Below are 22585 nucleotides of genomic sequence, written 5' to 3' on the forward strand. Positions count from 1 at the left end.
CGGTCACCTACGATGCCCTGAACAGCATCGCCTTTCGCCCCGAGGCGACTGTCTGGCCGAACAGCGCCGCGCCGGTGCGTTTCTTCCCGCTCAACCGCTACGCGCACACGCCGGTCGCGATCTCGGTGGTCGAGAACGGGCAGGCACGCGCCTTCGATTTCCGCCGCGACCTGTTCAGCGGCGCCGAGCATCTGCCGGCGGACGTCGCCGGTTTCTCCGGCTTTCGGCTGATGAGCCCCGGCGGCAAGAGCGACTGGCTCGCCTTCCAGGGCGCCTCCTATTTCCGCTCGTCGGGCGCGCTCGACCAATATGGCCTGTCGGCGCGCGGCCTCGCGATCGACACGGGCCTCGGCAAGCCCGAGGAATTTCCGCGCTTCGGCCATTTCTGGATCGAGCGCGGGCCCGGCGATGCGGTCACGGTCTATGCCTTGCTCGATTCCCCGAGCGTCGCGGGCGCGTGGCGCTTCGTCAATCGGCGCACGGCCGCCGGCGTGATCCAGGACGTGAGCTTTGTCGCGCAGCTGCGCCGCGACGTCGAACGGCTCGGCATCGCGCCTTTGACGAGCATGTTCTGGTACGGCGAAGGCAGCCGCGACAAGGCGGTCGACTGGCGCCCCGAAATCCATGACAGCGACGGGCTGGCGATGCTGACCGGCGCGGGCGAGCGCATCTGGCGGCCGCTCGACAATCCGCCCCATGCTATCACCAACAGCTTCGCCGATCGCGATCCTAGGGGCTTCGGCCTGCTCCAGCGGGACCGCAATTTCGATCATTATCAGGACGACGGCGTCTTCTACGAGAAACGCCCGAGCCTGTGGGTCGAGCCGCTGGGCGCGTGGGGGCCAGGCGCGGTCACCTTGTTCGAATTGCCGACGCGCGGCGAGACCGACGACAATATCGTCGCTTTCTGGACTCCCGCCGCACCGGCCAAGGCCGGCACGCATTATGCGATCGACTATCGCCTGCACTGGATCGGCGACGAGCCGCAGCCCGCGGCCGTGGCGCGCGTGGTGGATTGCTGGCGTGGTGTCGCCGGGCGCCCGGGGACGGATCCGATTCCTGGCGCGACGCGGCTGGTCGCCGATTTCGCGGGCCCCGCGCTGGCCGGGCTGGATCGGTCGAGCGGGGTCGAGCCGGTCGTCTCCCTGTCAGGCGCGAAACCAATCAGCAGTGTGGCTTATCCGGTGGTCGGCACGCAGAATCGCTGGCGCCTGATCGCCGACATTCCGCATAAGAGCGGTGAAACGAGCGACTTACGGGCTTATCTGCGCCGTAGCGGCACCGCTTTGACTGAAACGCTCCTATATCAGTTCCTGTGAAACTCGAGTTTCGAGAAGGAACTCCCGACCACCTCGGCCATTGCATCCAACAGACCCACGAGGTCAGTGGAGAGGTATTTCGGGAAGGCGTGTCAGAAGTCTCAGATAGGCCAGACATGCCCTGCGTAACCGGTTTCTCGTTTGCCGATAAAGACTTGCCGCCAGAGGCGCCGCTGGCGATGCCGGTGCAGGATTTCCACGCCCGCCCGCAGCCCACCCATCGCACGCCTCCGCCCCGTCATTGGGCGCGGCGCATCTTCCTGATCGCGGGCAGCGGGCTGATCGGCTTCGGCGCGAGCCTTGGCATCGCCGCCTTGCTCGCGCTCGACGGATATGACGCGGTCGACCAGGTGTTGGCGATCCTGAGCCTGATGCTGTTCGCCTGGATCGGCTTCGGCCTGCTTACCGCAGGCGCGGGTTTGATCGTCTCGATCCGCAATCGGTCGACGATCGCACGCGCTTTCGCCGCGCCATCGCGGCCGGTGGCGGTGCTGGTGCCGGTCTATAATGAGGATATCGCCGCGGTCGGTGCGCGGATCGCACGCATGGCGACCGATCTCGCCCGGATCGAGACCCAATCCCTGTTCCACTTCTTCGTGCTGAGCGATTCCGGCGCGGCGGCCGAGGCCGCGGAGCGCGCGCAGTGCCGCCTGCTTCGCCACCCCGGCTGCTGCCCCGTCTTCTACCGCCGTCGCCCGATCAACGAAGCCCGCAAGCCTGGCAACATAGCCGATTGGGTGCGCCGTTTCGGTAGTGCCTATGAAGCGATGATCGTGCTCGACGCGGACAGCCGGATGAGCGGCGAAGCGATGGCCCGGCTCGCTTCGGAGCTCGAAGCGGACGCGGAGGTCGGCCTGATCCAGACCAATCCGCAATTGACCGCCGCGCGGACCTTGTTCGCACGCTGGCAACAATTCTCCGTAAGCTTTTACGGGCCGATCTTCAGTGTCGGTCTTAACTGGTGGTCGGGCGACGAAGCGACCTTCTGGGGCCATAACGCGATCGTGCGTGTGCGCGCCTTTGCCGAAAGCTGCGGCTTGCCGAGCCTGCCCGGTCCAGCCCCGTTGGGCGGTGCGATCATGAGCCACGACATGGTCGAGGCGGCGCTGTTGCGACGGCGCGGCTGGCGGACCCGGATGATGGTATTGCGGTCGGGTACGTACGAGGAAAGCCCGCCGACCCTGAGCGATCATGCGATCCGGGATCGGCGCTGGTGCCAGGGCAATCTTCAGCATTTGCGCCTGCTCGATGCATCGGGCCTGCACTGGGTCAGCCGGCTGCAACTGCTGATGGGGGCATCCTCTTACCTGACCTCGCCGCTCTGGCTGCTGCTGCTCGCGGTCGGCGCGATCCAATCGTTGCGCGTGGGCGGGGCGATTGCGGGCTCGGCGACCCCGTGGTGGCTGGTCGCGGTTACCGTGATCCTGCTGTTCGGAACCAAGCTGCTCGCTCTGGTCTGGGCACTGTTCGACCGCGAATTGGTGCGCAGCCTCGGCGGATGGCGCGGCATCCTGATCAGCCTGCTTGCCGAAATCCCGCTCTCGATCCTGGTCGCGCCGATCATGATGGCATCGCAATGCCTGTCGATCGTCGAGATCCTCAGCGGCAAGCAGAGCGGCTGGCGGCCGCAGCGCCGCGATACGGACGGGCTTCGACTGATCGAGGCCTTCGAGCATTACCGGGTGCACGTCCTGCTAGGCCTGCCCTTCTGGTTGATGGCGATGGCCGATCTCGGCACGGGCATCTGGCAGTTGCCGGTCGCGCTGGGCCTGCTCGGCGCGCCCTTGCTGGCGGCGTGGACCTCGCGCGCAGACTGGGGCGAGAAGGCCGCACGCATCGGCCTGTTCGCAGCCGATCCCGGCGAGGCCCCGTCGGCAGCGTTGGAAGTCGGTTTCGCGCCTACCAGGACGCTGGCCCCCGCCTAGCGCAGCGGCGGGGTCTGTTTGGGCCGCCCCTTCGATTCATCCTTGGCATGCCGCAAAGCCGCGCCAGGATCGGGATGCGGTGATTTGGACGGCGTGCCGATGCGGGCGTCCTGGTTGACGCCTTCGATGTCCGAATGCGGCGGGGTTTCGGGCGGTTTGGCCATGTTCGGTCCTTCTTGCTCTCCCCGATCGAACGCGCGAGCGGAAGCTTGGCCGCATGCCTCAGGTGAATCCAGCTTGTCCGATCTGCCCGATATTATCGAGGTCGCGCAGATCGCTGCCGCGCGTCTCGCGCCCGAACCAGGCGATCAGCGCCAAGGCGAGAGCGGCCGGGATCATGATCAGGCCGGACGAAAGCCCCATCGACAGGACCACGCCGGAGATGGTCAGCGCCTGTGCGATCAGACCTCCGCCCTTGGTGCAGGCCGCGACCCAGCCGGTCGCGCGACCACGCACGCGCAGCGGGAAGCTTTCCGCCGCATAAGGCAGCACGATCGCGATGATGCCGTTCGATCCGACGATCAGCAAAGCCACCGGCAATACCGGACTGCCGCCGCCGCTCATCTCGAGATGAAGCACGCCGAGCAGGCCGAGCAGGGTCACACCGATCAAGGTCACCAGCGACCATTTGGTGCTCCAGCGGCTGTACATGAAGGCGCAGACGAACACCGTCGGAAAGGCGATCAAGGCCGATTCGGCGAGCAATTTGCTCGACACGCCGACTGAATAGCCCTTCGCGACCAGGTCAGCCGGCAGCCACAGCAGCAGCCCGAAATTCACGAGTCCCCAAGTCAGCGCGCAAATGCTGAGCGCGGCAAGCTTGCCGATCAATTTGGCGCCGGTCAGCGCGGTATGGCCGTTCCGGGCCGCCCTCGCCGCAACCGTGCTGGCCTTCTTCGCGACCGATCCGAAGCGCCTCATCACCGCCTCGGCCTCGTGCACCCGTCCGCGCGCCATCAGGAATTTGGCGGATTCGGGGATGAACCCGCCCAGCAGCACCAGGGTCAGCCCGGTCGGCAGATTGACCAGCCACAATATCCGCCAGCCGAAGATCGGCTGCAGCAAGGCCGAAATCCCGCTCGCCGCGAAATAGCCGCCGACCGCGCCCAGTCCGCCGACCAGCACGAGGCTCCAGCCGCGATGGCGGTTGGGCATCATCTCGGCGAGCAGGGCATAGGTCACCGGCAGCATCCCGCCAGCGGCCATGCCCATCATGAAGCACATGCCGATATTCCAGGCGAGGCTCGGCATCGCGCCGCAGATCGAGGTCCCGACGAACATCACCGCGGACAGCAGGATCGAGGCTTTGCGCCCGTAAATGTCGGCGATCACGCCCCACACGAACGATCCGGTGACCGTGCCCATCAACGCGAAGAACGGCACCAGCGACACGGTCGCCTTGGGCACGCCATATTCGCTGATCATGCCAGGCACGGTGAAACCGAGCGAGGCCGGTTTCATCACGTCGATGATCAGGGCGACCACCAGCACCAGCATCAGGCGCCAGTGGGCGGCGCTCAGCGGCGCATCCTCGGGTGCGGCGATGACGATGTCAGCAGCAGCGGCGCGTTGCGCACTGAGGTTGCGCGGCAGCAAGCCATAAGCCGCCACCAACACGCCGCCTATGATCAGCGCCATGCCGAAGATCATGGTGCCGCCCATCGGCATCCCGGCAAGATGATAATGCATCGCGCGCGCCATCAGGAACATCGGCAGATGCGCGCACACGCCCGCCGTCACCGCGATACAACCGAGCGCGAACGCCCAGATCGCCTGCCGATCCGACAAAGTGCTACCGATACCGCCCATGTTGTCCCCGCCCCGCCTTATGATTGAGGCGAGGAAGGGCCGCGCCGGCCGGATGCGCAACGGCAAAGCGGAAGCGCGATGCATGACGGCTCGATTTTTGGGCGGCATCGCGCCAATCTGTGTCGCGGGCGCTACAAGGTAGGTACGTACCTACAGGGATTGAGGATCATTCGTGGCCGGAGAAGTGACCAACAACGAAGCGCGGCAGCGCTATGAACTGGCGGGCGAAGGCGGGATCGCGGTCGCTTATTACGAACCGCGCGGTGCGGCGATCGCGCTGACCCATACGGTCGTACCGGAAAGGCTGCAGGGCCATGGCCTAGCCAGCGTGCTGATCAAGGCCGCGCTCGCGGATATACGCAAGCGCGGCCTCAAGGTGGTGCCGGAATGCCCCTTCGTGGCACGCTATATCGAGCGCCACCCTGAGGAGGCGGACTTGCTCGCCGCTTAGGCCGGACGGGTCAGACGATGTGTTTGCTGCGGATGATCGTGGTCGGGAAGCCGCCGGTCGGCGTCGGCAGGCTCGGCAGGGCGATCGCTTTGGCGACCGTTGCGGCGATCTCGTTCGCGACCGCCTCGTTATAGGTCCACAGCGGCGTGTTGGCGTAGCGCCTCGGGTCGCCGCCCTGATGGAGGAACAGGTCGAACAGCATGGCATTCATCTGCAGGCCGAGCGCGGTCACGTGCGCGGTCTCGTGAAGTGCCAGATAGGTCGCGCCCTCCTGGTCGGGCCAGGCCATGTAGATCGCGAAGTCGCTGGCGCGTATCTCTTCGGCCGCGCCCGTCCAGGTCTTGCCGGAAAAATGCGACACGACCTCGCCGACGCCGCCATTGAGCGCCGAATAATCCTTGTCGGTCAGCATCCACGAGATGTTCGCGAACTTCCGCGCGAAATCGGCCAGCGTCACGTCGCCGATATGGCCGCCGCTGGTGCCGTCGATCGGCCAGATCGTGTCGGGCGGAAGCTGCTGCAGACGGTTTGCGATATCGAAAAGCACTGCACCGAACGCGGACCAGCGGTCCGTATAATCGGCCAAAGTCGGATCGAGGGGCTGCTGCATAATCGGCTCCGCGCACCTGAACGCACGCAGGATGCCGTCAAAGCGCGGCGGAGGCGAGCGGTATCGCCCAATATGGTCCGGAAAAAGGGGTTGGTGGAGCCGTGGGGGATCGAACCCCAGACCTTCGCAATGCCATCGCGACGCTCTCCCAGCTGAGCTACGGCCCCATACCCGTGCCGGCCCTGGGATGGTGCCGGCGGCATTTGAGGGCCGCGCCTTAGATCAGGCGCGGCGCTCGTGCAAGCGGGCGAAATCACTTGATCGTCCGGGGCCGAAACGCGGAGCGTTTTGGCCGTGGGCGTGAATCAAGCGATCACGAATGCCCGCGTGCAGATTTTTAGTGATCTTCTTCCTTGTCGCCGGTGTCGACGCCGATATCGTCGTCGCCGCCCAGATCGACATCGTCGTCCGCGCTCGGCTCTTCGTCTTCGTCGACGTCCAGCTCTTCGGCCAGATCCTCATCCGCATCTTCCTTGACGGCGGCGGGCTTCGGCGCGTCGAACGGCAGCGGCTGCTTCGACTTCAGGACCGGATCGATCTCGAAGTTGGTGCCGCATTCGACACAGTGAATCGGCTCTTCCTGGCCGAGATCGTAAAAGCGGGTGCCGCACTTGGGACAGGTGCGCTTGGTGCCCCATTCAGGTTTCACCACGGGTAAAGCTCCGATAAAAAAGTAAGGAAGGCGATCCGGCCATGACGGCGGACCAGCCCGAACGCCGCGCGCCTTGCCACGGGCAAGAGCCGCTGGCAAGGACCGCCGCCGATGCACAACATGGCCCCCACCCCCGCGGCGTTCAAGTGTTTGGGCGCCCTCACCGGCCGCGTACGCGTTCCCGGCGACAAATCCATCTCGCACCGTTCGCTGATGCTGTCGGCGCTGGCGGTGGGCGAAAGCACAGTCGAAGGGCTGCTGGAGGGCGAGGACGTGCTCGCCACGGCAGCGGCGATGCGCGCGATGGGCGCGGACATAGATCGCGGCGAGGACGGGCGTTGGACGATTCATGGCGTCGGGGTCGGCGGGCTGCTCCAGCCGGCGAGCGCGCTCGACATGGGCAATTCGGGTACCTCGACCCGGCTGCTGATGGGGCTGGTTGCGAGCCACCCGATCACCGTCACCTTCATCGGCGACGCATCGCTGTCCAAACGGCCGATGAACCGCGTGATCGAGCCCTTGTCGCAGATGGGCGCCGAGTTCACCTCCAGCCCGGGCGGGCGGTTGCCGCTGATGCTGCGTGGGATCAGCCCGGCGGTGCCGATCGACTATCGCCTGCCGGTCGCCTCCGCGCAGGTCAAATCGGCGGTGCTGTTGGCCGGCCTCAATACGCCCGGCATCACGCGCGTGATCGAACCGGTGCCGACCCGCGACCATAGCGAGCGCATGCTTCGGGGCTTCAGTGCCGAGCTGAGCGTCGAGCAGGATGCGGACGGCGCGCGGATCATTTCGATTCGGGGCGAAGCCGAACTGAAGCCGCAGCACATCATCGTGCCGGGCGACCCCTCCTCCGCCGCTTTTCCGGTGGTCGCGGCTTTGCTGGTGCCGGGATCGGACGTGACGGTCGAGAATGTCGGCCTCAACCCGACCCGCGCCGGCCTGTTCGAGGTGCTGCGCCTGATGGGCGGCGACATCGAGCTGGTCGATCGGCGCGAGGTCGGCGGCGAGCCGGTCGCGGACCTGCGCGTGCGCGGCTCGACGCTCAAGGGGATCGAGGTCTCGCCCGACATAGTGCCGAGCATGGTCGACGAATTCCCGATCCTGTTCGTCGCCGCCGCCTTGGCCGAAGGCCGCACGGTGACGCGCGGGCTCGAGGAATTGCGCGTCAAGGAAAGTGACCGGATCGCCGTGATGGCCGAGGGGCTGCGCGCGATCGGCGCGCGCGTCGAGGAAACCGAGGACGGGCTGATCATCGACGGCACCGGTGGCGAGAAGCTGGCCGGCGGTGCGACGATCGCCGCGCATCTCGATCATCGTATCGCGATGAGCTTCGCGGTCGCGGGGCTGGTGTCGCGCGATCCCGTCACGATCGACGACATGGCCCCGGTCGCGACCAGCTTCCCGATCTTCGCCGATCTGATGCGCGCGCTCGGCGCCGAGATCGCCTGAGGCGATGCTGACGCTCCTCCTTGGCCTGGGGATCGCAACCGCCTCTCCTTACACCGGCAACGCGCTGATGACCCGGATCGAACGAAGTTTTTCATCGATTCCTTTCGGCACACATTTCCCGTTGCGGCACCTCAAGGTGACCGACCCAGCGTGCCGGCAGTGGGGCGACTGCGAATATATCGATGCCAACAACGTCGTGCATGCCGCCGACGAAGAGAACCGGTTGGCGGTAAAGGCGATCGAGGTGAAGGATATCGGCGACGGCCCGATCGGGGCGCTGGGGATCGGACGCCTACGACGGCAGGCGGATGTCGTGCGCCAGGTTAACGCCTTTCTCCGCGGTCCGAAGCTGCACTGTGACTCGGTAGCCGACGCGGACGGCATCACTTGCGAAGCCCTCATCGGCGTGGGTTGGGTCGATCTCCACTTTGGGCGCGACCGCAGGCTGACCGGCCTGCATGTCGATGCGTATCATTTCACGTGAGCCGCACTGCGCCGGCCCTGCCCGGCATCCGTCTCACGCCCGATCGCGAAGAAATGATCTCCGTCGCGGGCGGGCATATCTACGTCCGCATCAACGGCGATCTTCACAACGGCCGCCCGCCGATCGTGATGGTGCATGGCGGGCCGGGCAGCTCGCACTGGTATTTCCTCAACGCGACCGCTCTGGCCGACGAGCGCGCGGTCATCCTCTACGATCAGCTCGACAGCGGCCGCTCCGATTGTCCGGGCGATCCGGCCAACTGGACCGTTTCGCGCTTCGTCGACGAGCTGGAAGCGATCCGCGCGTATCTCGGGATCGAACGCTGGCATGTGCTGGGCACGAGCTGGGGCGGGCTGGTGGTGCTCGAATATGGCGCGCGCCAACCGCAGGCGCTCGCCGGATTGATCGTGCAATCGCCGCTCATCACGACCGAGAAGTGGCTCGAGGATGCCAATCGCCTCAAGGATGCGATGCCGCCCGAGATTCGCGACCTGCTCTATCGCTGCGACACGCCCGGCGCGGCGAGCGAGGCAGAATGCGCGAAAGCGACCGAGGCCTTCTATCGCCGCCACATCTATCTCGCCGATCCGACACCCGAAATCGCCGCCTACAAAGCCTCGCTGCCGCGCGCCTTCAACGCCGAAATCTACAATCACATGTGGGGCCGCGCCGAATTCACCGCGAGCGGCACGCTCAAGCACTATGAAGGCCGCCCCCTGCTCGCCCGGCTCGACGGCAGGCGCACCCTGTTCGTGACGGGCGAAGCGGATGAGGCGATTCCGGAGACGGTGGCCGCGTTCGCGCGCATGGCGGGCGCGGATTTCGCGGTCATTCCCGACGCCGCGCACTTCGCGATGAACGATAATGCACCGGCCTATCTGGCCATATTGCGCCCATGGCTCCTAAGGCAGGACGCATGATCTGGGATTCCGCCAATATCGTCGGCCTGGTCGGCGATGCCGCCATGGTGATCGCGTTCGCTTACTCGAATCTATCGAGGTCGATGAACCTCGTCCTGTTCAACCTGTTGAACCTGGTGGGCGCGGCGTTGCTGGGCGCGTCCTTGATGGTTCATTTCAATATGGCCTCGATGGCGCTGGAGATCGTGTGGGCGGCAATCGCTTTGTTCGGATTGGTCAAGGCGCTCATGACGCGAGCACGGGCATGATCATCGCCGTCGATGGCCCCGCCGCGTCGGGCAAGGGCACGATCGCGAAAGCGCTGGCCCGGCATTACGGCCTGCCGCATCTGGATACCGGCCTGCTGTATCGCGCGGTCGGCATCGCGGTGCTGGAGGCCGGCGGCGATCCCGCATCGCCGGACGATGCGCTGGAGGCGGCGCATCATCTGAGCAGCGCGCTCGACGATCCGGGCCTGAAGTCGGAGGCGGCGGGCAAGGCGGCGTCGTTGGTCTCCGCCCATCCCGGCGTGCGCGCGGCCTTGCTCGACCGGCAGAAGCATTTCGCCAACCAGCCGGGCGGCGCGGTGCTCGACGGGCGCGATATCGGCACCGTGATCGCACCCCATGCCGACGCCAAATTGTTCGTGACCGCCAGCGCGGACGTGCGCGCGCAGCGCCGCCACGACGAGCTTGGCCGCATGGGCCTCGATATCCATTACGACGCGGTGCTGAACGACATCCGCGCCCGCGACGAACGCGATTCCGCGCGCTCCGCGGCCCCGCTCAGGATGGCCGACGACGCCGTCCTGCTCGACACGAGCGCACTTTCGATCGACGCGGCGATCGCCGCCGCCATCGCCCTGGTCGAGGATCGGCCATTTTCCGCAGCCAACGACTAATCTCGGAATATCAGCATGATCCGGTTGCTTGTTGCTTCCCTGTCTCTGCTTGCGGTCGGCGCGCATGCCGCCCGCCCCGCGCCTTTGCCCAGGATCGCGATCGTCACCAGCGAGGGCACGATCACGGCGGTGCTGGAAGCCAAGCGCGCGCCGATCACGACCGCCAATTTTCTGCGCTATATCGATGCCAAGAAGTTCGACGGCACCTATTTCTACCGCGCGGCGCGCAGCACGAGCATCAAGGGCAATGGCCTGATCCAGGGCGGGCTCGACCACAATATCTCGAAGAGCTTCCTGCCGATCAGGCATGAGCCGACCAGCAAGACCGGTATCAAGCATACCGACGGCACGCTCTCGATGGCGCGTAATGAGGTCGGCTCGGCGATGGCCGATTTCTTCATCGTGATGGGCCCTGCACCCGATCTCGACGCGCGCAGCAATTATGCCGGTTATGCCGCCTTCGGTCATATGCTGACGGGCAAGGCGGTGGCCCAACGCATCCTCGCCAAGCCGACCTTTCCCGGCGGCTATGACGAGATGACGCTCAATCAGATCATCCGCGACAAGGTGAAGATCATCACGATCAAGCGGATCAACTGACTTTTTTGTTCGAGCGCCGCACCGGCCCGCACCCCCACCCGACCTCCCATAGAATATCCTGCTGGGAGGTCGGGTGGGGGTGCGGGCCGGTGCGGCGGCGGTTCAGCTCCGCTGAACATACAAACATGCCTAAATAGGCAATTACCCCCCTCCTCAGCCTGTGCTTGAACCGCAGCGCTCTGCGGCCCATGCTGCGCGCAGTTCGGCTCCGGGGGGAAATGGCCGAGTGGCGACGCTCTTACTGGTCGAGGATCATCCGCTGTTCTGCGAGGGCTTTGCGCTTATGGCGCAGGCGCTCGCGCCCGATTGGGCGGTGCGCAGCGTGGATTGCGCCGATGCGGCGTGCGCCACGCTCGCCGAGCAGGGGGCGGACGTGGTAATCGTCGATGCGGGCCTGCCCGGGCGCGACGGCTTCACCTTGATGGAGGAACTGGCCGCCATCTATCCGCATATTCCGCTGATGCTGATCTCGGCGCGCGAGGACGCCGCCGCCCGGATGCGAGCGCAGGCGTGCGGCGCGGCCGGCTTCATCGGCAAGCGCGAGCCGTCGGAGGCGATGATCGCGCGGATCGCGGCGGTGCTGGGTGGCGGCACCGCCTTCGACGACGCCGGCGAAGGCGTGCCCAACCTGACCGGGCGCCAGCTCGAAGTGCTCGAACTGCTCGCGCTGGGCCATGGCAACAAGGAGATCCGCCACCGCCTGGGCATCGCCGAGCGCACCGTGCGCGCGCACCTGACCGAATTGTTCGTGACTTTGGGCGCGCAGACCCGCGTCCAGGCGATCTTGCGGGCGCGCGAGCTCGGCCTGATCGCATGATCGCGGCGGCGACGGCCGATACAGCCGAAGATCGCGAACCGGTCCGCACCGAAGCGATCCGCACGCTCTATCTGCAGTTGCGCAACAGCGCGGCGGCAGCCGGGATCGTCACGCTTTACATGGTGGTGACCGCTTGGCCGCACAGCCCGCACCGGACGATCCTGATCTGGCTCGCAGTCCAGCTCGCGACCCAGGTCCTGCGCGAGGCGCTGCTGCAAGCTTATCGCCGGCGCGCGCCGGGGCCGGCCGAGCTGCCGCGCTGGGCGCTCTTCTACACCGGCTACATGGCGCTGGCGGGCGTGGTGTGGGGATCGACCATCTTCCTGTTCGCCCGGCCCGAAACGCCGGTCACGGTCGCGCTGACCCTGTGCGGCCTGTTCGGCATCGCCGGTGGCAGCGTGCCCGCCAATGCCTATAATCCGCCCGGCCTCTATGCCTTTGTCGGGCTGATCTTCGCGTTCGTGCTGGTACGTATGCTGACGGTCGGCACGGTCGGCTATCCCGCTTTGGGCGTGGCGGCGGTCGGCTTCGCCGCGATCCTGATCCTGTTCTGCCGCGTTCAGGCGCGCACGATCCAGGACGGCTTCCGCATCCGTTTCGAAAATCGCGCGCTGGTCGCGGCGCTGACGGTGCAGAAGGCGGAGGCCGAGGATGCGCGCCGCGCGGCCGAACAGGCTAATCTCGCCAAGTCGCAATTCCTCGCCGCCGCCAGCCATGATCTGCGCCAGCCGCTTTACGCGCTCGGCCTGTTTTCGGCCTCGCTCGAGGATCTGCGGCTGGATGCCGAGGGGAAGCGCGTCGTCGCCAATATCCAGGACAATATCGCCGCGCTCGAAAGCCTGTTCGACGGGCTGCTCGACGTGTCCAAGCTGGAGGCGGGCGCGGTCCAGCCGCGCTTCGCGGCGGTTTCGATCGACGAATTGTTCGACCGGCTGAGCCACTATTTCCGCCCGCTCGCGGCCGAACGCGGGATCGACCTCAGGCTGCGGTCCGGCGGCGAGCATGTGTGGAGCGACCCGGCTCTGCTCGAACAGGTCCTGTCCAACCTCGTCTCCAACGCGCTGCGCTGCACGCACAAGGGCGCGATCCTGATCGCGGCACGCGGGCGGGGCGAGCGGCTGCGCCTGGAGGTATGGGATAGCGGCGTCGGAATTGCCGAGGCCGATCTCGACCGCATCTTCGACGAATTCGTCCAGCTCGGAAATCCAGAGCGCGACCGGCGCAAGGGGCTCGGCCTCGGCCTGTCGATCGCACAGCGCTCGGTCGCCTTGCTGGGCGGCGCGATCGAAGTGCGCTCGCGGCTTGGCCGGGGCTCGCGCTTCCTGTTCGACCAGCCTTTGATCGACAAACCCACCGCGCCGGAAGAGGCGCCCGCCGTCGCGCCGGTCGCGCGCAGCGGGGGCTCGGTGTTGTTCGTGGATGACGACCGCAACGTCCAGCGCGGCCTGGCCGAATTGCTGGGACGCTGGAACGTCGCGTTCGAGATCGTCGGCGACGCCGCAACGGCGCTCGATCGGTTCGCAGCGGGCGCGCGGCCCCGCTTGCTCCTGTCGGACTATCGCCTGCCCGGGGGACTCAACGGGCTCGACCTGATCGGCAGGGTCCGCGCGCTTGACCTGCCGGATCCGCCCGAGATGGTGCTGGTGACGGGCGATCTCGATCCCGGCCTGATCGCGGCCGCCCAGGATCAGGACGTGCCCCTGCTCTACAAGCCGCTGCGTGCCGGGCAGCTCAGGGCATTGCTGGGAATCGCATAAGCACCGAGAGCGCTCCGGACGAGACTTTGTCATTGGCCCACCGCCGATCCACGCCTAAAGGATCAGACCCCCCAGCCCGCTTGTGGACCTCATGACCAAATCCGCCACCGACCTGATGCAGGAGATCATCTTCTCCTCCCTGATCGACGCCGTCGCCGCGCTGCGTGCCGCGTCGAAGGGCGTTCCCAATGCGATGCTGCGTGACATTCAGGCGATCGGCCCGAACACGACCTTCGGCGATCTTCCCAAGGAATTGCAGGCGAGCATCGGCGAATCCGTGCGCGCGGCGTTCAACCGGCTGCTCAAGGAAGGCTATAGTGTCTCCCCCGGCCGCCCCGCTCCGCCGCCGATCCGGCCGCGTCCGCAAGGTCCGGGCGGCCCGCGTCCGCCAGGCGGTCCGCGCCCGCCCCAGAACCGCAACGGCCCCCGCCCCGGCGGCGGCGGCAACCGCCGTCCGCCCAAACCCAAGGGCTAGGGTCCAAACCCAACTACGGCAACGGCTGTGATCGCCCGGAGAAGGCCTCCGGCAAGGCGCGCAGCGCAGTCGCGTAGTCAAAACTACGCGCAAGCAAGCAACGCAGCCGGAGGCCTTCTCCGGGCGACCGCGAAGCGGCGGGCGGATTTTGGCGCACAGCGGCGTCGCGCGTCGGTCACGATGAATCGCCATCGTTCCCTCCTTGCTCCTAACCTGTGCGCCAAAATCCGCTCCGTCCCAGCCATTGCCGTAGTTGGGTTTGGACCCTTAAGCCCCTCCCCGCTTGCCCAAAGCGCCTGCGTTCGCTATGGAATGTTCATCCAGCGAGCGATGCTCGCGGAGGACGGCGCGCAAGGCGTGGGATATCCCATGCTTTTGACGCGCCCTTTTCGCATTTCGCGCTAAGCCCTCCGCACGTTTCACCCAATGGATGCCGTTCGCGCATGAGGCTCGGACGGCGGATCGGCCAAGAGACCTCCGGAGACAACCGGACGGCCGGAAAACACTGCAAAGGTTACTATCTTTTATGGCCACTACGGCATTTCCCACGCGAGACGATTTCGCGGCGCTTCTGAACGACACGCTCGGCGGCGAAAATCAGGGCTTCGAAGGACGGGTCGTCAAGGGCACCGTCACCGGCATCGAGAACGACATGGTCGTGATCGACGTGGGCCTGAAGTCCGAAGGCCGCGTCCCGCTCCGCGAGTTCGCGCCCGCCCCCGGCCAGAAGGCCGAACTGAACGTGGGTGACGAGGTCGAAGTCTATGTCGACCGGGTCGAGAATGCCGCCGGCGAAGCGATGCTGTCGCGCGACCGCGCCCGCCGCGAAGCCGCATGGGACAAGCTTGAGGAAGAATTCGCTGCCGGCAACCGCGTCGATGGCGTGATCTTCGGCCGCGTGAAGGGCGGCTTCACGGTCGACCTGAACGGCGCCGTGGCCTTCCTGCCCGGTTCGCAGGTCGATATCCGCCCGGTCCGCGACGTCGGCCCGCTGATGGACATCCCGCAGCCCTTCCAGGTGCTGAAGATGGATCGCCGCCGCGGCAACATCGTCGTGTCGCGCCGCGCCGTGCTCGAAGAGACCCGCGCCGAACAGCGCACCGGCCTCATCCAGAGCCTGGCCGAGGGCCAGATCGTCGACGGCGTCGTCAAGAACATCACCGATTATGGTGCGTTCGTGGATCTCGGCGGCATCGACGGCCTGCTGCATGTCACCGACATCAGCTACAAGCGCGTCAACCACCCGTCCGAGGTCATCAACATCGGTGACACGGTCAAGGTGCAGATCATCCGCATCAATCGCGACACCCAGCGCATCAGCCTCGGCATGAAGCAGCTCGAGAGCGATCCGTGGGAGGGCGCCGCCGCCAAGTACCCGATCGAGGGCAAGTTCACCGGCCGCGTCACCAACATCACCGAATATGGTGCGTTCGTCGAACTGGAGCCGGGCATCGAAGGCCTGGTCCATGTCAGCGAAATGAGCTGGACCAAGAAGAACGTCCATCCGGGCAAGATCGTCTCGACGTCGCAGGAAGTCGAAGTCGTCATCCTCGAGGTCGACGAAGAGAAGCGCCGGATCAGCCTCGGCCTCAAGCAGGCCCAGGCCAATCCGTGGGAGAAGTTCTCCGAAGCCCACCCGGTCGGCTCGACCGTGGAAGGCGAAGTCAAGAACGCGACCGAGTTCGGCCTGTTCATCGGCCTCGACGGCGAGATCGACGGCATGGTCCACATGTCCGACATCGCCTGGGGCGTTTCGGGCGAGGAAGCTCTCGCGCTTCACCACAAGGGTGAGATGGTCAAGGCTCAGGTCCTCGACATCGATCCGGAGAAGGAGCGTATCAGCCTCGGCATCAAGCAGCTCGAGCGCGCTGGCGCCTCCACTGCCCCGGCAGCGGGCACTGGTTCGGGTGGTGCGGCCAATGCGAGCGGCGTCAACAAGGGCGCGATCGTTACCGTCACCGTGCTCGCCTCGGGCGACGGCGGCCTTGACGTGCAGGTCGGCGACGATGGCGCGTTCGGCTTCATCAAGCGCGCCGATCTCGGCCGCGATCGCGACGAGCAGCGTCCGGAGCGTTTCCAGCCCGGCCAGAAGCTCGATGCGATGGTGACCGGCTTCGATCGTTCGAAGAAGCCGACCTTCTCGGTCAAGGCGATGCAACTCGCCGAAGAGAAGCAGGCGGTTGCGCAGTATGGCTCGTCCGATTCGGGCGCGTCGCTGGGCGACATCCTCGGCGCGGCGCTGAAGGCGCGCGACGAGGCCTAAAGGCTTGCGATTTAGGACCGGGGCGGGCACATCCCCGCCTCGGTCCTCTATCGTTTGGTCAGATTGATCTGCGTTTGGTTTGACCGCATGAAGTAAAACGGCGCACGTCGCGGCTCCCTTGGGGGGACAGAAGCGGCGATATCCAAAGCGCTTAAGAGGGGGCAAACCGAAGTGATCAGGTCCGAGCTTATCGCATTGGTGCACAAGGATCAGCCGGGCTTGTCCCCGCGCGAGGTCGAACAGATCGTCGCCAGTGTATTCGACGCCATCTCCAAGCGCCTCGCCGAAGGCGGCCGCGTCGAGCTGCGCGGCTTCGGCACTTTCACCACCCGCTCGCGTGACGGCCGCGTTGGCCGCAACCCGCGTACCGGCGAGCCGGTCGACGTGCAGCCCAAGCGCGTCCCTTATTTCAAGCCGGGCAAGGAAATGCGCCACCGCCTGAACGTGTGAACTTCGGGCACGGTATTTTCTGCACCACCGTCATTCCCGCGAACGCGGGAATCCCGCTTTCTAAAAACGCTCCGGCTTCGCATCTCTGCCCAAAAGGCAGCTGGATTCCCGCATCCGCGGGAATGACGAAGAGGAGGATTCAAACCGCCCCTAGCGTTTCCCGCACTGCTGCGGCTAAGCCGTCGCCCGTGCGGACGTGGCGAAACCGGTAGACGCAGAGGACTTAAAATCCTTTTCCCGTTAGGGAGTGCGGGTTCGAGTCCCGCCGTCCGCACCAACGATGGAATCAGCCATGAGCGAGCCCTCTCACCAATTAATCGGCGAGCGTTCCTTCCAGGTGGACGGCACAGACGAAATCTTGGTCAAGATCTTCGCTCCTATTCCGGACGGTGAAAACTTCCGATGCTACTATTTGATCGCGGGCCTGAGCTGGCCGGGGCGCTTACGATATACGATGGGAGTTGACGCCATCGGCGCGCTATACAACGCGCTACGCGTCGTGGGCTCGGATATGCGAGAAGTACGTGACACGTTGGGGCGCGATATCACTTATCTCGGACAACCGGACCTGGACCTGCCAACGCTCGACGTGCACGGATAGCAGTCAGGCTAATTCCCAATCCGGCTTCCGGATCTTCTCGATCACCAGCTCGATCTCGTAGCAGCCCTGCGAATGCTCGTCGGGGCCGAGCGCATAATCGAAGCCGATATCGTTGTCCTTCAGGTGGCGGAGCCTGAAGCTGTTCACGTCCAGCGCGCCTTCCACCGCCGCCATCAGTGAGGCGGGCGTGTAGAAGCGCTTGTGATCGCCGTTCCAGCGTGACGGCAGGCTGCTGCGTTTCTCGTAGAGCGCGAGGTGCGGCACGAAGCAGACCAGGAACCCGCCCACCTTGAACACGCGAAACCATTCGCGGATCGCATCCCGTTCCTGCGCGATATGTTCGAGGCAATGGCTGGAGAAGACCGTATCCACGCTTGCGTCGCCGAACGGCAAATGGAGGCCATCGTAGCCGGGATAATCCAGATCGATGCCGATCGCGCGCGGCAGGGCCGTCTTGCCCTCCGGATTGTCGTAGCCGCTATAGCCCACGTCGAGCACGACATCGCCGCTGCAATAGCGTTCGAAGAAGCCGGTCTTCAGCCGCCGCGCATAGGATTTCCCGGCCTCGCCCGGCGGCGCATGATCGAGCGGAAAGGCGGCCTGGGTCATGGCTCCCGTCTATCGGGGGCCGGCCACCGCGCCAAGTACGGCGGCGCTTGTTCCGTTCCGCCGATGGCGCGTAAGCTCGGTCTGTGAAGGCCCCATCGATCCTCGCATTGGCCGGTCTGCTGCTCGCCGGCTGCCATGGCGGCCGCGGCGGCGGCACGATCGGCGTGAGCGTGATCGGCGACCGTACCGACGTGCCGGTCGTCGCCGCGACCGATGCCGGGCTGGTGCGGCTCGATCGCGAGGGTCAGGTCATTCCCGGCGCGGCGGCGCGCTGGGCGATCCTCGACGACGGGCTCGATTATATCTTCCGGATCGATGACGGCGCCGGCCTGTCGGCGGCAGTGATCGCGCGGCGGCTGCGCGATGCGATGCGGCGGCATCGTCACGATGCAGATTTCGTGGGCGTAGCGCCGGTCGAGAGCATCGACGCGGTCACGGGCACGGTGGTCGAGATGCGGCTGTCGGCGCCGCAGCCCGATCTGCTGCCTTTGCTGGCCCGGCCCGAATTCGTAGTCGGATCGCCGACGCCGCTGAAACCCGGCAAGCGCGATCGTGACGGCGTATTGCTGGAGGCGCGCCAGGCGGAGGATGCGCCCGCGCCCGTGCTGCTCCGCGCGGAACGGGTCGGGCGCGCCGTCGTGCGCTTCCAGAATGGCGATTCGGCCCTGGTGCTGGGCGGCAGCTTCATCGATCTGCCGGTGGCGCGCGCCGCGCAGTCACGGCGCGATACCTTGCGCTTCGATCCGGCCACCGGGCTGTTCGGCTTCGCGATCCGCAATCCCAGCCTGTCGACGCCGCTGCGCACCGCCTTGTCGCTCGCGATCGACCGCGACCGGATCGTTGCCGCCGTCGGCGCCCCCGGCCAGGCCAAGGCCACCACCATCGCCGGATCGGCGATCGAACCGCCGCTGGCCGAACGCCGTGCGGCAGCGCTGGCTCTGCTCGCCGGGCAGCCTGCGCATATCCGGGTCGCGATGCCGCGCGGCCCCGGCGCGCGGCTGCTGTTCGCGCTGGCGGCACGTTCGTGGGCCGAGGTCGGCATCAGCGCCGAAATGGTCGGGCCTGAGGCGCGAGATGCCGATCTGGCTTTGGTCGATCGGGTGGCCCCACCGGGCACGCTCGCCACGCTCGCTTGCGCGCTCAGCGCGGGTTGCGATCCCAACGATCGGCTGGCGCTGATCAACCCGCCCTTCATTCCGATGGCGGCGCCGGTGCGCTGGTCGCTGGTCGCGCCCGGCCTCGATCTGTTCACCGAAAACGGGCTCTCGGCCCATCCGCTCGATCAGTTGCGTGCGCGGCGCTGAGCTGAGCGGAACAAAGTCATGCGCCTGCGCGATAAACACGCCATGGAAGGCACCAACACCCGTCCCCGCCCCTATCACGCGCTCGCGGACCGCATCCCCGGTCTGGGGCGCGATCCGCAATCGGTGCGCAAGCGTGTCGAGGCGATGGAGCATCTGCTCGAGCGGATGTTCGTCATCCCCGGCATCAATCGGCCGGTCGGCCTCGACGTCATCCTCGACGTGATCCCGGTCGGCGGCGACGTGATCGGCGCGATCCTCGGCAGCTGGCTGGTGTGGGAAGCGCGCAACCTCGGCATGTCGAAATGGCAGATGGCGCGCATGTTCGGCAATGTAGGGATCGATTTCGTGCTCGGCGCGATTCCCGTGATCGGCGCGATCCCGGATTTCCTGTTCCGATCGAACAGCATGAATCTCAAGATCATCCGCCGGCATCTCGACAAATATCATCCGGCGACGGTGACGCTTGAGCCTAAAGCCTGATGTGAACGATCCGCGCGGGTAAAGCGGGCGCGGCGCAGGGCATCGCGCGGAAATTGGTGTCGAGGCAGAACCATACCTCTTGCAGCCACCCCTGCTTGTCGAGGTTGAGCCTTATGCTCTCGGCGGTCGTGCCGGGATTGACCGCCGCGAACGCCTCGGCAAGCTGCGCTTCGGTCAACGGCGCCTTCGCCAGCGCATCCATGTCCGGCGAACGCAGCGCGAAGAACAAACGGCTGGACTGGCGGAAATAGCTGTCGGGCGTCATGCCGGGAACGCATGTGCCATGCTTGGCCCATTCGTGTTGCAGCAGCTGCGGCGAGGGCGTCGCGCGATAGTAATCCGCGATCACTTTACGCGGCAGCACCGGCGCATCGCCGCACCATTGCGGCCAGTTCCTGCCCTCCCCATCCGGCCACAGACCATGGAGCACGAAGCCGGTGCCCGTATCGCGCCCGCACTGCAGCGCCTCGGCGCCGCCGACGGCGTGGAAACAATGTTGCGGCGCCCAGATCAGCGCCAAAGTGTAGCTGACGATCGGCACCACGCGCGGCGGCTGATCGGCCGGGGGAAATTCGAGATGCGGTGTTTCGAGGTTGGCCGGAACCGGCTGCGCCGATGCGGCGCTGCCGGCGGCCAGGGCGCCTGCGATCAGGGCTAAGCGTGCAAGACGGATCATAAAGCCTCGAAATCCAGTCCGATGTCGGCGGCGGGTGCCGACTGGGTCAGCCGTCCGACCGAGATATAGGTCACACCCGTCTCGGCGATCGCGCGGATCGTGTCGAGCCGCACGCCGCCCGAGGCTTCGGTTGGCACGCGCCCATTCACGAGGGCGACCGCCTCGCGCAACATCGGCGGCGCCATGTTGTCGAGCAACAGCCAGGTCGCCCCTGCCTCCAGCGCGGGCGCGATCTGGTCGAGCCGGTCGACCTCGACGATGATGCGCGCGATCCCCGCCTCGACCGCGCGGCGGACGGCCGGGCCGATCCCGCCCGCGACCGCGACATGATTGTCCTTGATCATCGCCGCATCCCACAGGCCCATGCGATGGTTGTGCGCGCCCCCCATGCGGGTCGCGTATTTCTCCAGCCGGCGCAGGCCGGGGATCGTCTTGCGCGTGTCGAGCAGGATCGCACCGGTACCGGCGATCGCATCGACATAGGATCGGGTCAGCGTCGCGATGCCGGACAGATGCTGGACCGTGTTGAGCGCCGACCGCTCTGCGGTCAGCAGCGCGCGCGCCTTGCCCTCGACGCGGAGCAAGGCGGTGCCGGCGGGCACGGTCACGCCGTCCTCGACCAAAGGCACGATCCGCGCTTCGGGATCGAGATCGGCGAAGAAAGCGGCCGCGAGCCCGATACCGGCGACGACGATCGCGTCGCGGCTCGCCATCGCTCCGGCAAAGCGCGCGGCAGCGGGAATCACCGCCGCCGACGTGATGTCACCGCTCTGTCCGAGATCTTCGGCGAGCGTGGCGGCGACAAAAGCGCCTGTATCGAAGCCATCGAGCGTGAAGGGCATTACTTTGTCCGGTTTGTCGGCGCCTTGGGCGACTGATAGAATGATCGAAAGACAAGTTGGAGAGAGAGATGCGGATCGCCATCGTCGCGCTTGCAGCCATCCTTCCCACGGCGGCCATCGCCGCACCCGCGCCGCCCTTGTCGTGGGGCAAACCGGGCGTGCCGCTGGCAACCTATCGCGCCGACTCGGTCGACTGCGCGATGCGCGCTTATTACACCGACGTGTCCGGTACCGAAGGCGCGAAGAATTTCGTCCAGGGATCCAAGCTGATCGAAACTTACGCCGGCGCCCCCGGCGATCCGCTCGGCAATGAGCTGATGATCGGCACGATCGTGCAGGGCGTGCACGTCGACGAGAGCCGCAAGGACGTGAAGACCTTTCAGCTCGATCTGGTCAACAAATGCCTGATCGATCATGGCTATCACCGCTTCCGGCTGACCGACGAACAGCGCAAGCATCTGGAAAAGCTCAAGATCGGCAGCGAAGCGCGCCATAGCTATCTCTATCATCTGGCCAGCGACCCGGCGGTTCTCTCTGCCCAGGCCGCACCCGATCCGGCGCTGACGCCACAGCCTTGAACGAAATTAAGGCACGCTTCGTTAAGGATGTTTGCCGATGTGACGTTACAATTTAAGGCAAACCATCTGAACCAACGTATGAGGCGTATGAAGGGCATCCGACGCTCATGAGTGCCAAATCCCCTTCGAGCGTCGCCGAGCAAGCGGACGACCCGTCCGACAAGCGCGCCTATTTCAGGTGGGCCTTCAAGGGCACCACCTTCCCCTGCCGCATGGGCAAGAAGAAGTTCGAGATCCGCCTGAAGGATCTGTCGCGTGGCGGCGCCTGCGGGCTGGTCGACGAGCCGTTCGCGATCGGCGATTTCTTTTTCATCGAGCTCGGCGACCATCAGGTCGTCGAAGCGCAGGTCTGTTGGGTGCGCAGGGTCATGATCGGGGTGCGGTTCAGCAACCCGATCACCGCCCGGTTCGTGACCCGCCTGCACGAGCGCGCGGCCGAGGAAGCGGCGCAGCAGCAAGCGGACGACTCTTTCACGCTACCCGGGAAGGCGCGCTAACCACCGCTGGATTTTGATCGAGCCTGATTCACGTCATCGGGGGAAGCGCACAGCGCTTCCCCCGATGACGATCAGGCTCTAGCGCGCGCCGAGATCGCCGCGCCCGATTGTCCCGCCCGCCATTTCCAGCATCCGGT

At 66.0% G+C, this 22585-nt stretch carries 26 protein-coding genes and 2 tRNA genes; 20 read left to right on the forward strand and 8 right to left on the reverse strand.

Translation table 11 applies throughout. The features are described from left to right. Both VK533_RS09940 and mdoH read left to right on the forward strand, forming a co-directional pair. On the forward strand, window positions 1–1319 hold a 1319-nt coding region (locus tag VK533_RS09940), incomplete at its 5' end, for a glucan biosynthesis protein (RefSeq protein WP_324376965.1). 116 nt (window positions 1320–1435) lie between these two features. After that, entirely contained in the window at window positions 1436–3244 is a 1809-nt protein-coding gene (gene mdoH / locus VK533_RS09945) for a glucans biosynthesis glucosyltransferase MdoH (RefSeq protein ID WP_324376967.1), read from the forward strand. Here the strand turns inward: mdoH and VK533_RS09950 are convergent. Both VK533_RS09950 and VK533_RS09955 read right to left on the reverse strand, forming a co-directional pair. Further along, the gene (locus VK533_RS09950) at window positions 3241–3408 is read right to left on the reverse strand and encodes a hypothetical protein (protein ID WP_324376969.1); all 168 of its coding nucleotides are present in this window, start codon (window positions 3406–3408) and stop codon (window positions 3241–3243) included. The two genes, mdoH and VK533_RS09950, sit on opposite strands and share 4 nt — an antisense overlap. Window positions 3409–3466: 58 nt before the next feature. Then, window positions 3467–5137, reverse strand: coding sequence for an MFS transporter (locus tag VK533_RS09955; RefSeq protein ID WP_324376971.1), 1671 nt, complete (start codon window positions 5135–5137; stop codon window positions 3467–3469). Between the two features lie 88 nt (window positions 5138–5225). Here VK533_RS09955 and VK533_RS09960 point away from each other — a divergent pair, with 88 nt between their 5' ends. Beyond that, window positions 5226–5504, forward strand: a complete 279-nt coding sequence (locus VK533_RS09960) for a GNAT family N-acetyltransferase (RefSeq protein WP_324376973.1) — start codon at window positions 5226–5228, stop codon at window positions 5502–5504. Between the two features lie 10 nt (window positions 5505–5514). Here VK533_RS09960 and VK533_RS09965 read toward each other — a convergent pair whose 3' ends face one another. The 3 genes from VK533_RS09965 to VK533_RS09975 form a co-directional block, all read right to left on the reverse strand. After that, a complete protein-coding gene (locus tag VK533_RS09965; RefSeq protein ID WP_324376975.1) occupies window positions 5515–6114 on the reverse strand; it encodes a hypothetical protein in 600 nt (199 codons plus the stop codon). A 91-nt stretch (window positions 6115–6205) separates the two neighbouring features. Next, a tRNA-Ala gene (locus VK533_RS09970) sits at window positions 6206–6281 on the reverse strand. A gap of 170 nt (window positions 6282–6451) precedes the next feature. Then, the gene (locus tag VK533_RS09975; RefSeq protein ID WP_324376977.1) at window positions 6452–6766 is read right to left on the reverse strand and encodes a TIGR02300 family protein; all 315 of its coding nucleotides are present in this window, start codon (window positions 6764–6766) and stop codon (window positions 6452–6454) included. A 111-nt stretch (window positions 6767–6877) separates the two neighbouring features. Between VK533_RS09975 and aroA the strand changes: the two genes are divergently transcribed. From aroA to VK533_RS10040, 13 genes are all read left to right on the forward strand, one after another. After that, window positions 6878–8215, forward strand: coding sequence for a 3-phosphoshikimate 1-carboxyvinyltransferase (gene aroA, locus VK533_RS09980; RefSeq protein WP_324376979.1), 1338 nt, complete (start codon window positions 6878–6880; stop codon window positions 8213–8215). Window positions 8216–8219: 4 nt separating this feature from the next. Beyond that, complete coding sequence (locus VK533_RS09985; protein WP_324376981.1) at window positions 8220–8699, forward strand: hypothetical protein; 480 nt, start codon at window positions 8220–8222, stop codon at window positions 8697–8699. Further along, window positions 8696–9619: a proline iminopeptidase-family hydrolase gene (locus tag VK533_RS09990; RefSeq protein ID WP_324376983.1), complete on the forward strand. Its 924-nt coding sequence runs from the start codon at window positions 8696–8698 to the stop codon at window positions 9617–9619. Before VK533_RS09985 ends, VK533_RS09990 begins: the two co-directional genes overlap by 4 nt. Next, entirely contained in the window at window positions 9616–9867 is a 252-nt protein-coding gene (locus VK533_RS09995; protein ID WP_324376985.1) for a CBU_0592 family membrane protein, read from the forward strand. Before VK533_RS09990 ends, VK533_RS09995 begins: the two co-directional genes overlap by 4 nt. Further along, on the forward strand, window positions 9864–10499 hold the full coding sequence (gene cmk / locus VK533_RS10000) for a (d)CMP kinase (protein ID WP_324376987.1): 636 nt from the start codon (window positions 9864–9866) through the stop codon (window positions 10497–10499). The genes VK533_RS09995 and cmk overlap by 4 nt, the downstream gene beginning before the upstream one ends. 15 nt (window positions 10500–10514) lie before the next feature. Then, window positions 10515–11099 carry a peptidylprolyl isomerase gene (locus VK533_RS10005; protein ID WP_324376989.1) on the forward strand — a complete coding sequence of 195 codons (585 nt, stop codon included), beginning with the start codon at window positions 10515–10517 and terminating at the stop codon, window positions 11097–11099. 226 nt (window positions 11100–11325) lie between these two features. Further along, entirely contained in the window at window positions 11326–11916 is a 591-nt protein-coding gene (locus VK533_RS10010; RefSeq protein WP_324376992.1) for a response regulator transcription factor, read from the forward strand. Next, window positions 11913–13673: an ATP-binding protein gene (locus tag VK533_RS10015; RefSeq protein ID WP_324376994.1), complete on the forward strand. Its 1761-nt coding sequence runs from the start codon at window positions 11913–11915 to the stop codon at window positions 13671–13673. The genes VK533_RS10010 and VK533_RS10015 overlap by 4 nt, the downstream gene beginning before the upstream one ends. A gap of 91 nt (window positions 13674–13764) precedes the next feature. After that, window positions 13765–14148, forward strand: coding sequence for a hypothetical protein (locus tag VK533_RS10020; RefSeq protein ID WP_324376996.1), 384 nt, complete (start codon window positions 13765–13767; stop codon window positions 14146–14148). A gap of 526 nt (window positions 14149–14674) precedes the next feature. Further along, a complete protein-coding gene (gene rpsA / locus VK533_RS10025; RefSeq protein WP_324376998.1) occupies window positions 14675–16411 on the forward strand; it encodes a 30S ribosomal protein S1 in 1737 nt (578 codons plus the stop codon). Window positions 16412–16582: 171 nt separating this feature from the next. Then, entirely contained in the window at window positions 16583–16861 is a 279-nt protein-coding gene (locus tag VK533_RS10030; RefSeq protein WP_324376999.1) for an integration host factor subunit beta, read from the forward strand. 190 nt (window positions 16862–17051) lie between these two features. Further along, a tRNA-Leu gene (locus VK533_RS10035) sits at window positions 17052–17138 on the forward strand. A 15-nt stretch (window positions 17139–17153) separates the two neighbouring features. After that, window positions 17154–17462: a DUF6968 family protein gene (locus tag VK533_RS10040; RefSeq protein ID WP_324377001.1), complete on the forward strand. Its 309-nt coding sequence runs from the start codon at window positions 17154–17156 to the stop codon at window positions 17460–17462. A gap of 3 nt (window positions 17463–17465) precedes the next feature. Here VK533_RS10040 and VK533_RS10045 read toward each other — a convergent pair whose 3' ends face one another. Beyond that, window positions 17466–18071: a methyltransferase domain-containing protein gene (locus VK533_RS10045; protein ID WP_324377003.1), complete on the reverse strand. Its 606-nt coding sequence runs from the start codon at window positions 18069–18071 to the stop codon at window positions 17466–17468. Between the two features lie 83 nt (window positions 18072–18154). Here VK533_RS10045 and VK533_RS10050 point away from each other — a divergent pair, with 83 nt between their 5' ends. Together VK533_RS10050 and VK533_RS10055 are read left to right on the forward strand one after the other, a co-directional pair. Continuing rightward, on the forward strand, window positions 18155–19375 hold the full coding sequence (locus VK533_RS10050; RefSeq protein WP_324377005.1) for an ABC transporter substrate-binding protein: 1221 nt from the start codon (window positions 18155–18157) through the stop codon (window positions 19373–19375). A 42-nt stretch (window positions 19376–19417) separates the two neighbouring features. Beyond that, window positions 19418–19855, forward strand: a complete 438-nt coding sequence (locus tag VK533_RS10055) for a DUF4112 domain-containing protein (RefSeq protein ID WP_324377015.1) — start codon at window positions 19418–19420, stop codon at window positions 19853–19855. Here VK533_RS10055 and VK533_RS10060 read toward each other — a convergent pair. Further along, window positions 19845–20531, reverse strand: a complete 687-nt coding sequence (locus VK533_RS10060; RefSeq protein WP_324377007.1) for a ribonuclease T2 family protein — start codon at window positions 20529–20531, stop codon at window positions 19845–19847. The genes VK533_RS10055 and VK533_RS10060 overlap by 11 nt on opposite strands. After that, complete coding sequence (gene nadC / locus VK533_RS10065) at window positions 20528–21373, reverse strand: carboxylating nicotinate-nucleotide diphosphorylase (RefSeq protein ID WP_324377009.1); 846 nt, start codon at window positions 21371–21373, stop codon at window positions 20528–20530. Before nadC ends, VK533_RS10060 begins: the two co-directional genes overlap by 4 nt. Before the next feature lie 68 nt (window positions 21374–21441). On the opposite strand from nadC, the gene VK533_RS10070 reads away from it, so the two are divergent. Together VK533_RS10070 and VK533_RS10075 are read left to right on the forward strand one after the other, a co-directional pair. Then, window positions 21442–21951, forward strand: coding sequence for a hypothetical protein (locus VK533_RS10070; protein WP_324377011.1), 510 nt, complete (start codon window positions 21442–21444; stop codon window positions 21949–21951). A 107-nt stretch (window positions 21952–22058) separates the two neighbouring features. Further along, on the forward strand, window positions 22059–22448 hold the full coding sequence (locus VK533_RS10075) for a PilZ domain-containing protein (protein WP_324377013.1): 390 nt from the start codon (window positions 22059–22061) through the stop codon (window positions 22446–22448). Window positions 22449–22585 lie beyond the last annotated feature (137 nt).

Source organism: Sphingomonas sp., from assembly GCF_035317925.1.
GTDB lineage: Bacteria > Pseudomonadota > Alphaproteobacteria > Sphingomonadales > Sphingomonadaceae > Sphingomonas_I.

Bases quoted from the DNA above. Each gene is read 5' to 3' on its own strand.
- mdoH (WP_324376967.1), top strand. From the start codon at position 1,436: ATGCCCTGCGTAACCGGTTTCTCGTTTGCCGATAAAGACTTGCCGCCA.
- VK533_RS09950 (WP_324376969.1), bottom strand. From the start codon at position 3,408: ATGGCCAAACCGCCCGAAACCCCGCCGCATTCGGACATCGAAGGCGTC.
- VK533_RS09955 (WP_324376971.1), bottom strand. From the start codon at position 5,137: ATGCATCGCGCTTCCGCTTTGCCGTTGCGCATCCGGCCGGCGCGGCCC.
- VK533_RS09965 (WP_324376975.1), bottom strand. From the start codon at position 6,114: ATGCAGCAGCCCCTCGATCCGACTTTGGCCGATTATACGGACCGCTGG.
- aroA (WP_324376979.1), top strand. From the start codon at position 6,878: ATGCACAACATGGCCCCCACCCCCGCGGCGTTCAAGTGTTTGGGCGCC.
- VK533_RS09985 (WP_324376981.1), top strand. From the start codon at position 8,220: ATGCTGACGCTCCTCCTTGGCCTGGGGATCGCAACCGCCTCTCCTTAC.
- VK533_RS09995 (WP_324376985.1), top strand. From the start codon at position 9,616: ATGATCTGGGATTCCGCCAATATCGTCGGCCTGGTCGGCGATGCCGCC.
- cmk (WP_324376987.1), top strand. From the start codon at position 9,864: ATGATCATCGCCGTCGATGGCCCCGCCGCGTCGGGCAAGGGCACGATC.
- VK533_RS10005 (WP_324376989.1), top strand. From the start codon at position 10,515: ATGATCCGGTTGCTTGTTGCTTCCCTGTCTCTGCTTGCGGTCGGCGCG.
- VK533_RS10015 (WP_324376994.1), top strand. From the start codon at position 11,913: ATGATCGCGGCGGCGACGGCCGATACAGCCGAAGATCGCGAACCGGTC.
- VK533_RS10020 (WP_324376996.1), top strand. From the start codon at position 13,765: ATGACCAAATCCGCCACCGACCTGATGCAGGAGATCATCTTCTCCTCC.
- rpsA (WP_324376998.1), top strand. From the start codon at position 14,675: ATGGCCACTACGGCATTTCCCACGCGAGACGATTTCGCGGCGCTTCTG.
- VK533_RS10040 (WP_324377001.1), top strand. From the start codon at position 17,154: ATGAGCGAGCCCTCTCACCAATTAATCGGCGAGCGTTCCTTCCAGGTG.
- VK533_RS10045 (WP_324377003.1), bottom strand. From the start codon at position 18,071: ATGACCCAGGCCGCCTTTCCGCTCGATCATGCGCCGCCGGGCGAGGCC.
- VK533_RS10055 (WP_324377015.1), top strand. From the start codon at position 19,418: ATGGAAGGCACCAACACCCGTCCCCGCCCCTATCACGCGCTCGCGGAC.
- VK533_RS10060 (WP_324377007.1), bottom strand. From the start codon at position 20,531: ATGATCCGTCTTGCACGCTTAGCCCTGATCGCAGGCGCCCTGGCCGCC.
- nadC (WP_324377009.1), bottom strand. From the start codon at position 21,373: ATGCCCTTCACGCTCGATGGCTTCGATACAGGCGCTTTTGTCGCCGCC.
- VK533_RS10070 (WP_324377011.1), top strand. From the start codon at position 21,442: ATGCGGATCGCCATCGTCGCGCTTGCAGCCATCCTTCCCACGGCGGCC.
- VK533_RS10075 (WP_324377013.1), top strand. From the start codon at position 22,059: ATGAGTGCCAAATCCCCTTCGAGCGTCGCCGAGCAAGCGGACGACCCG.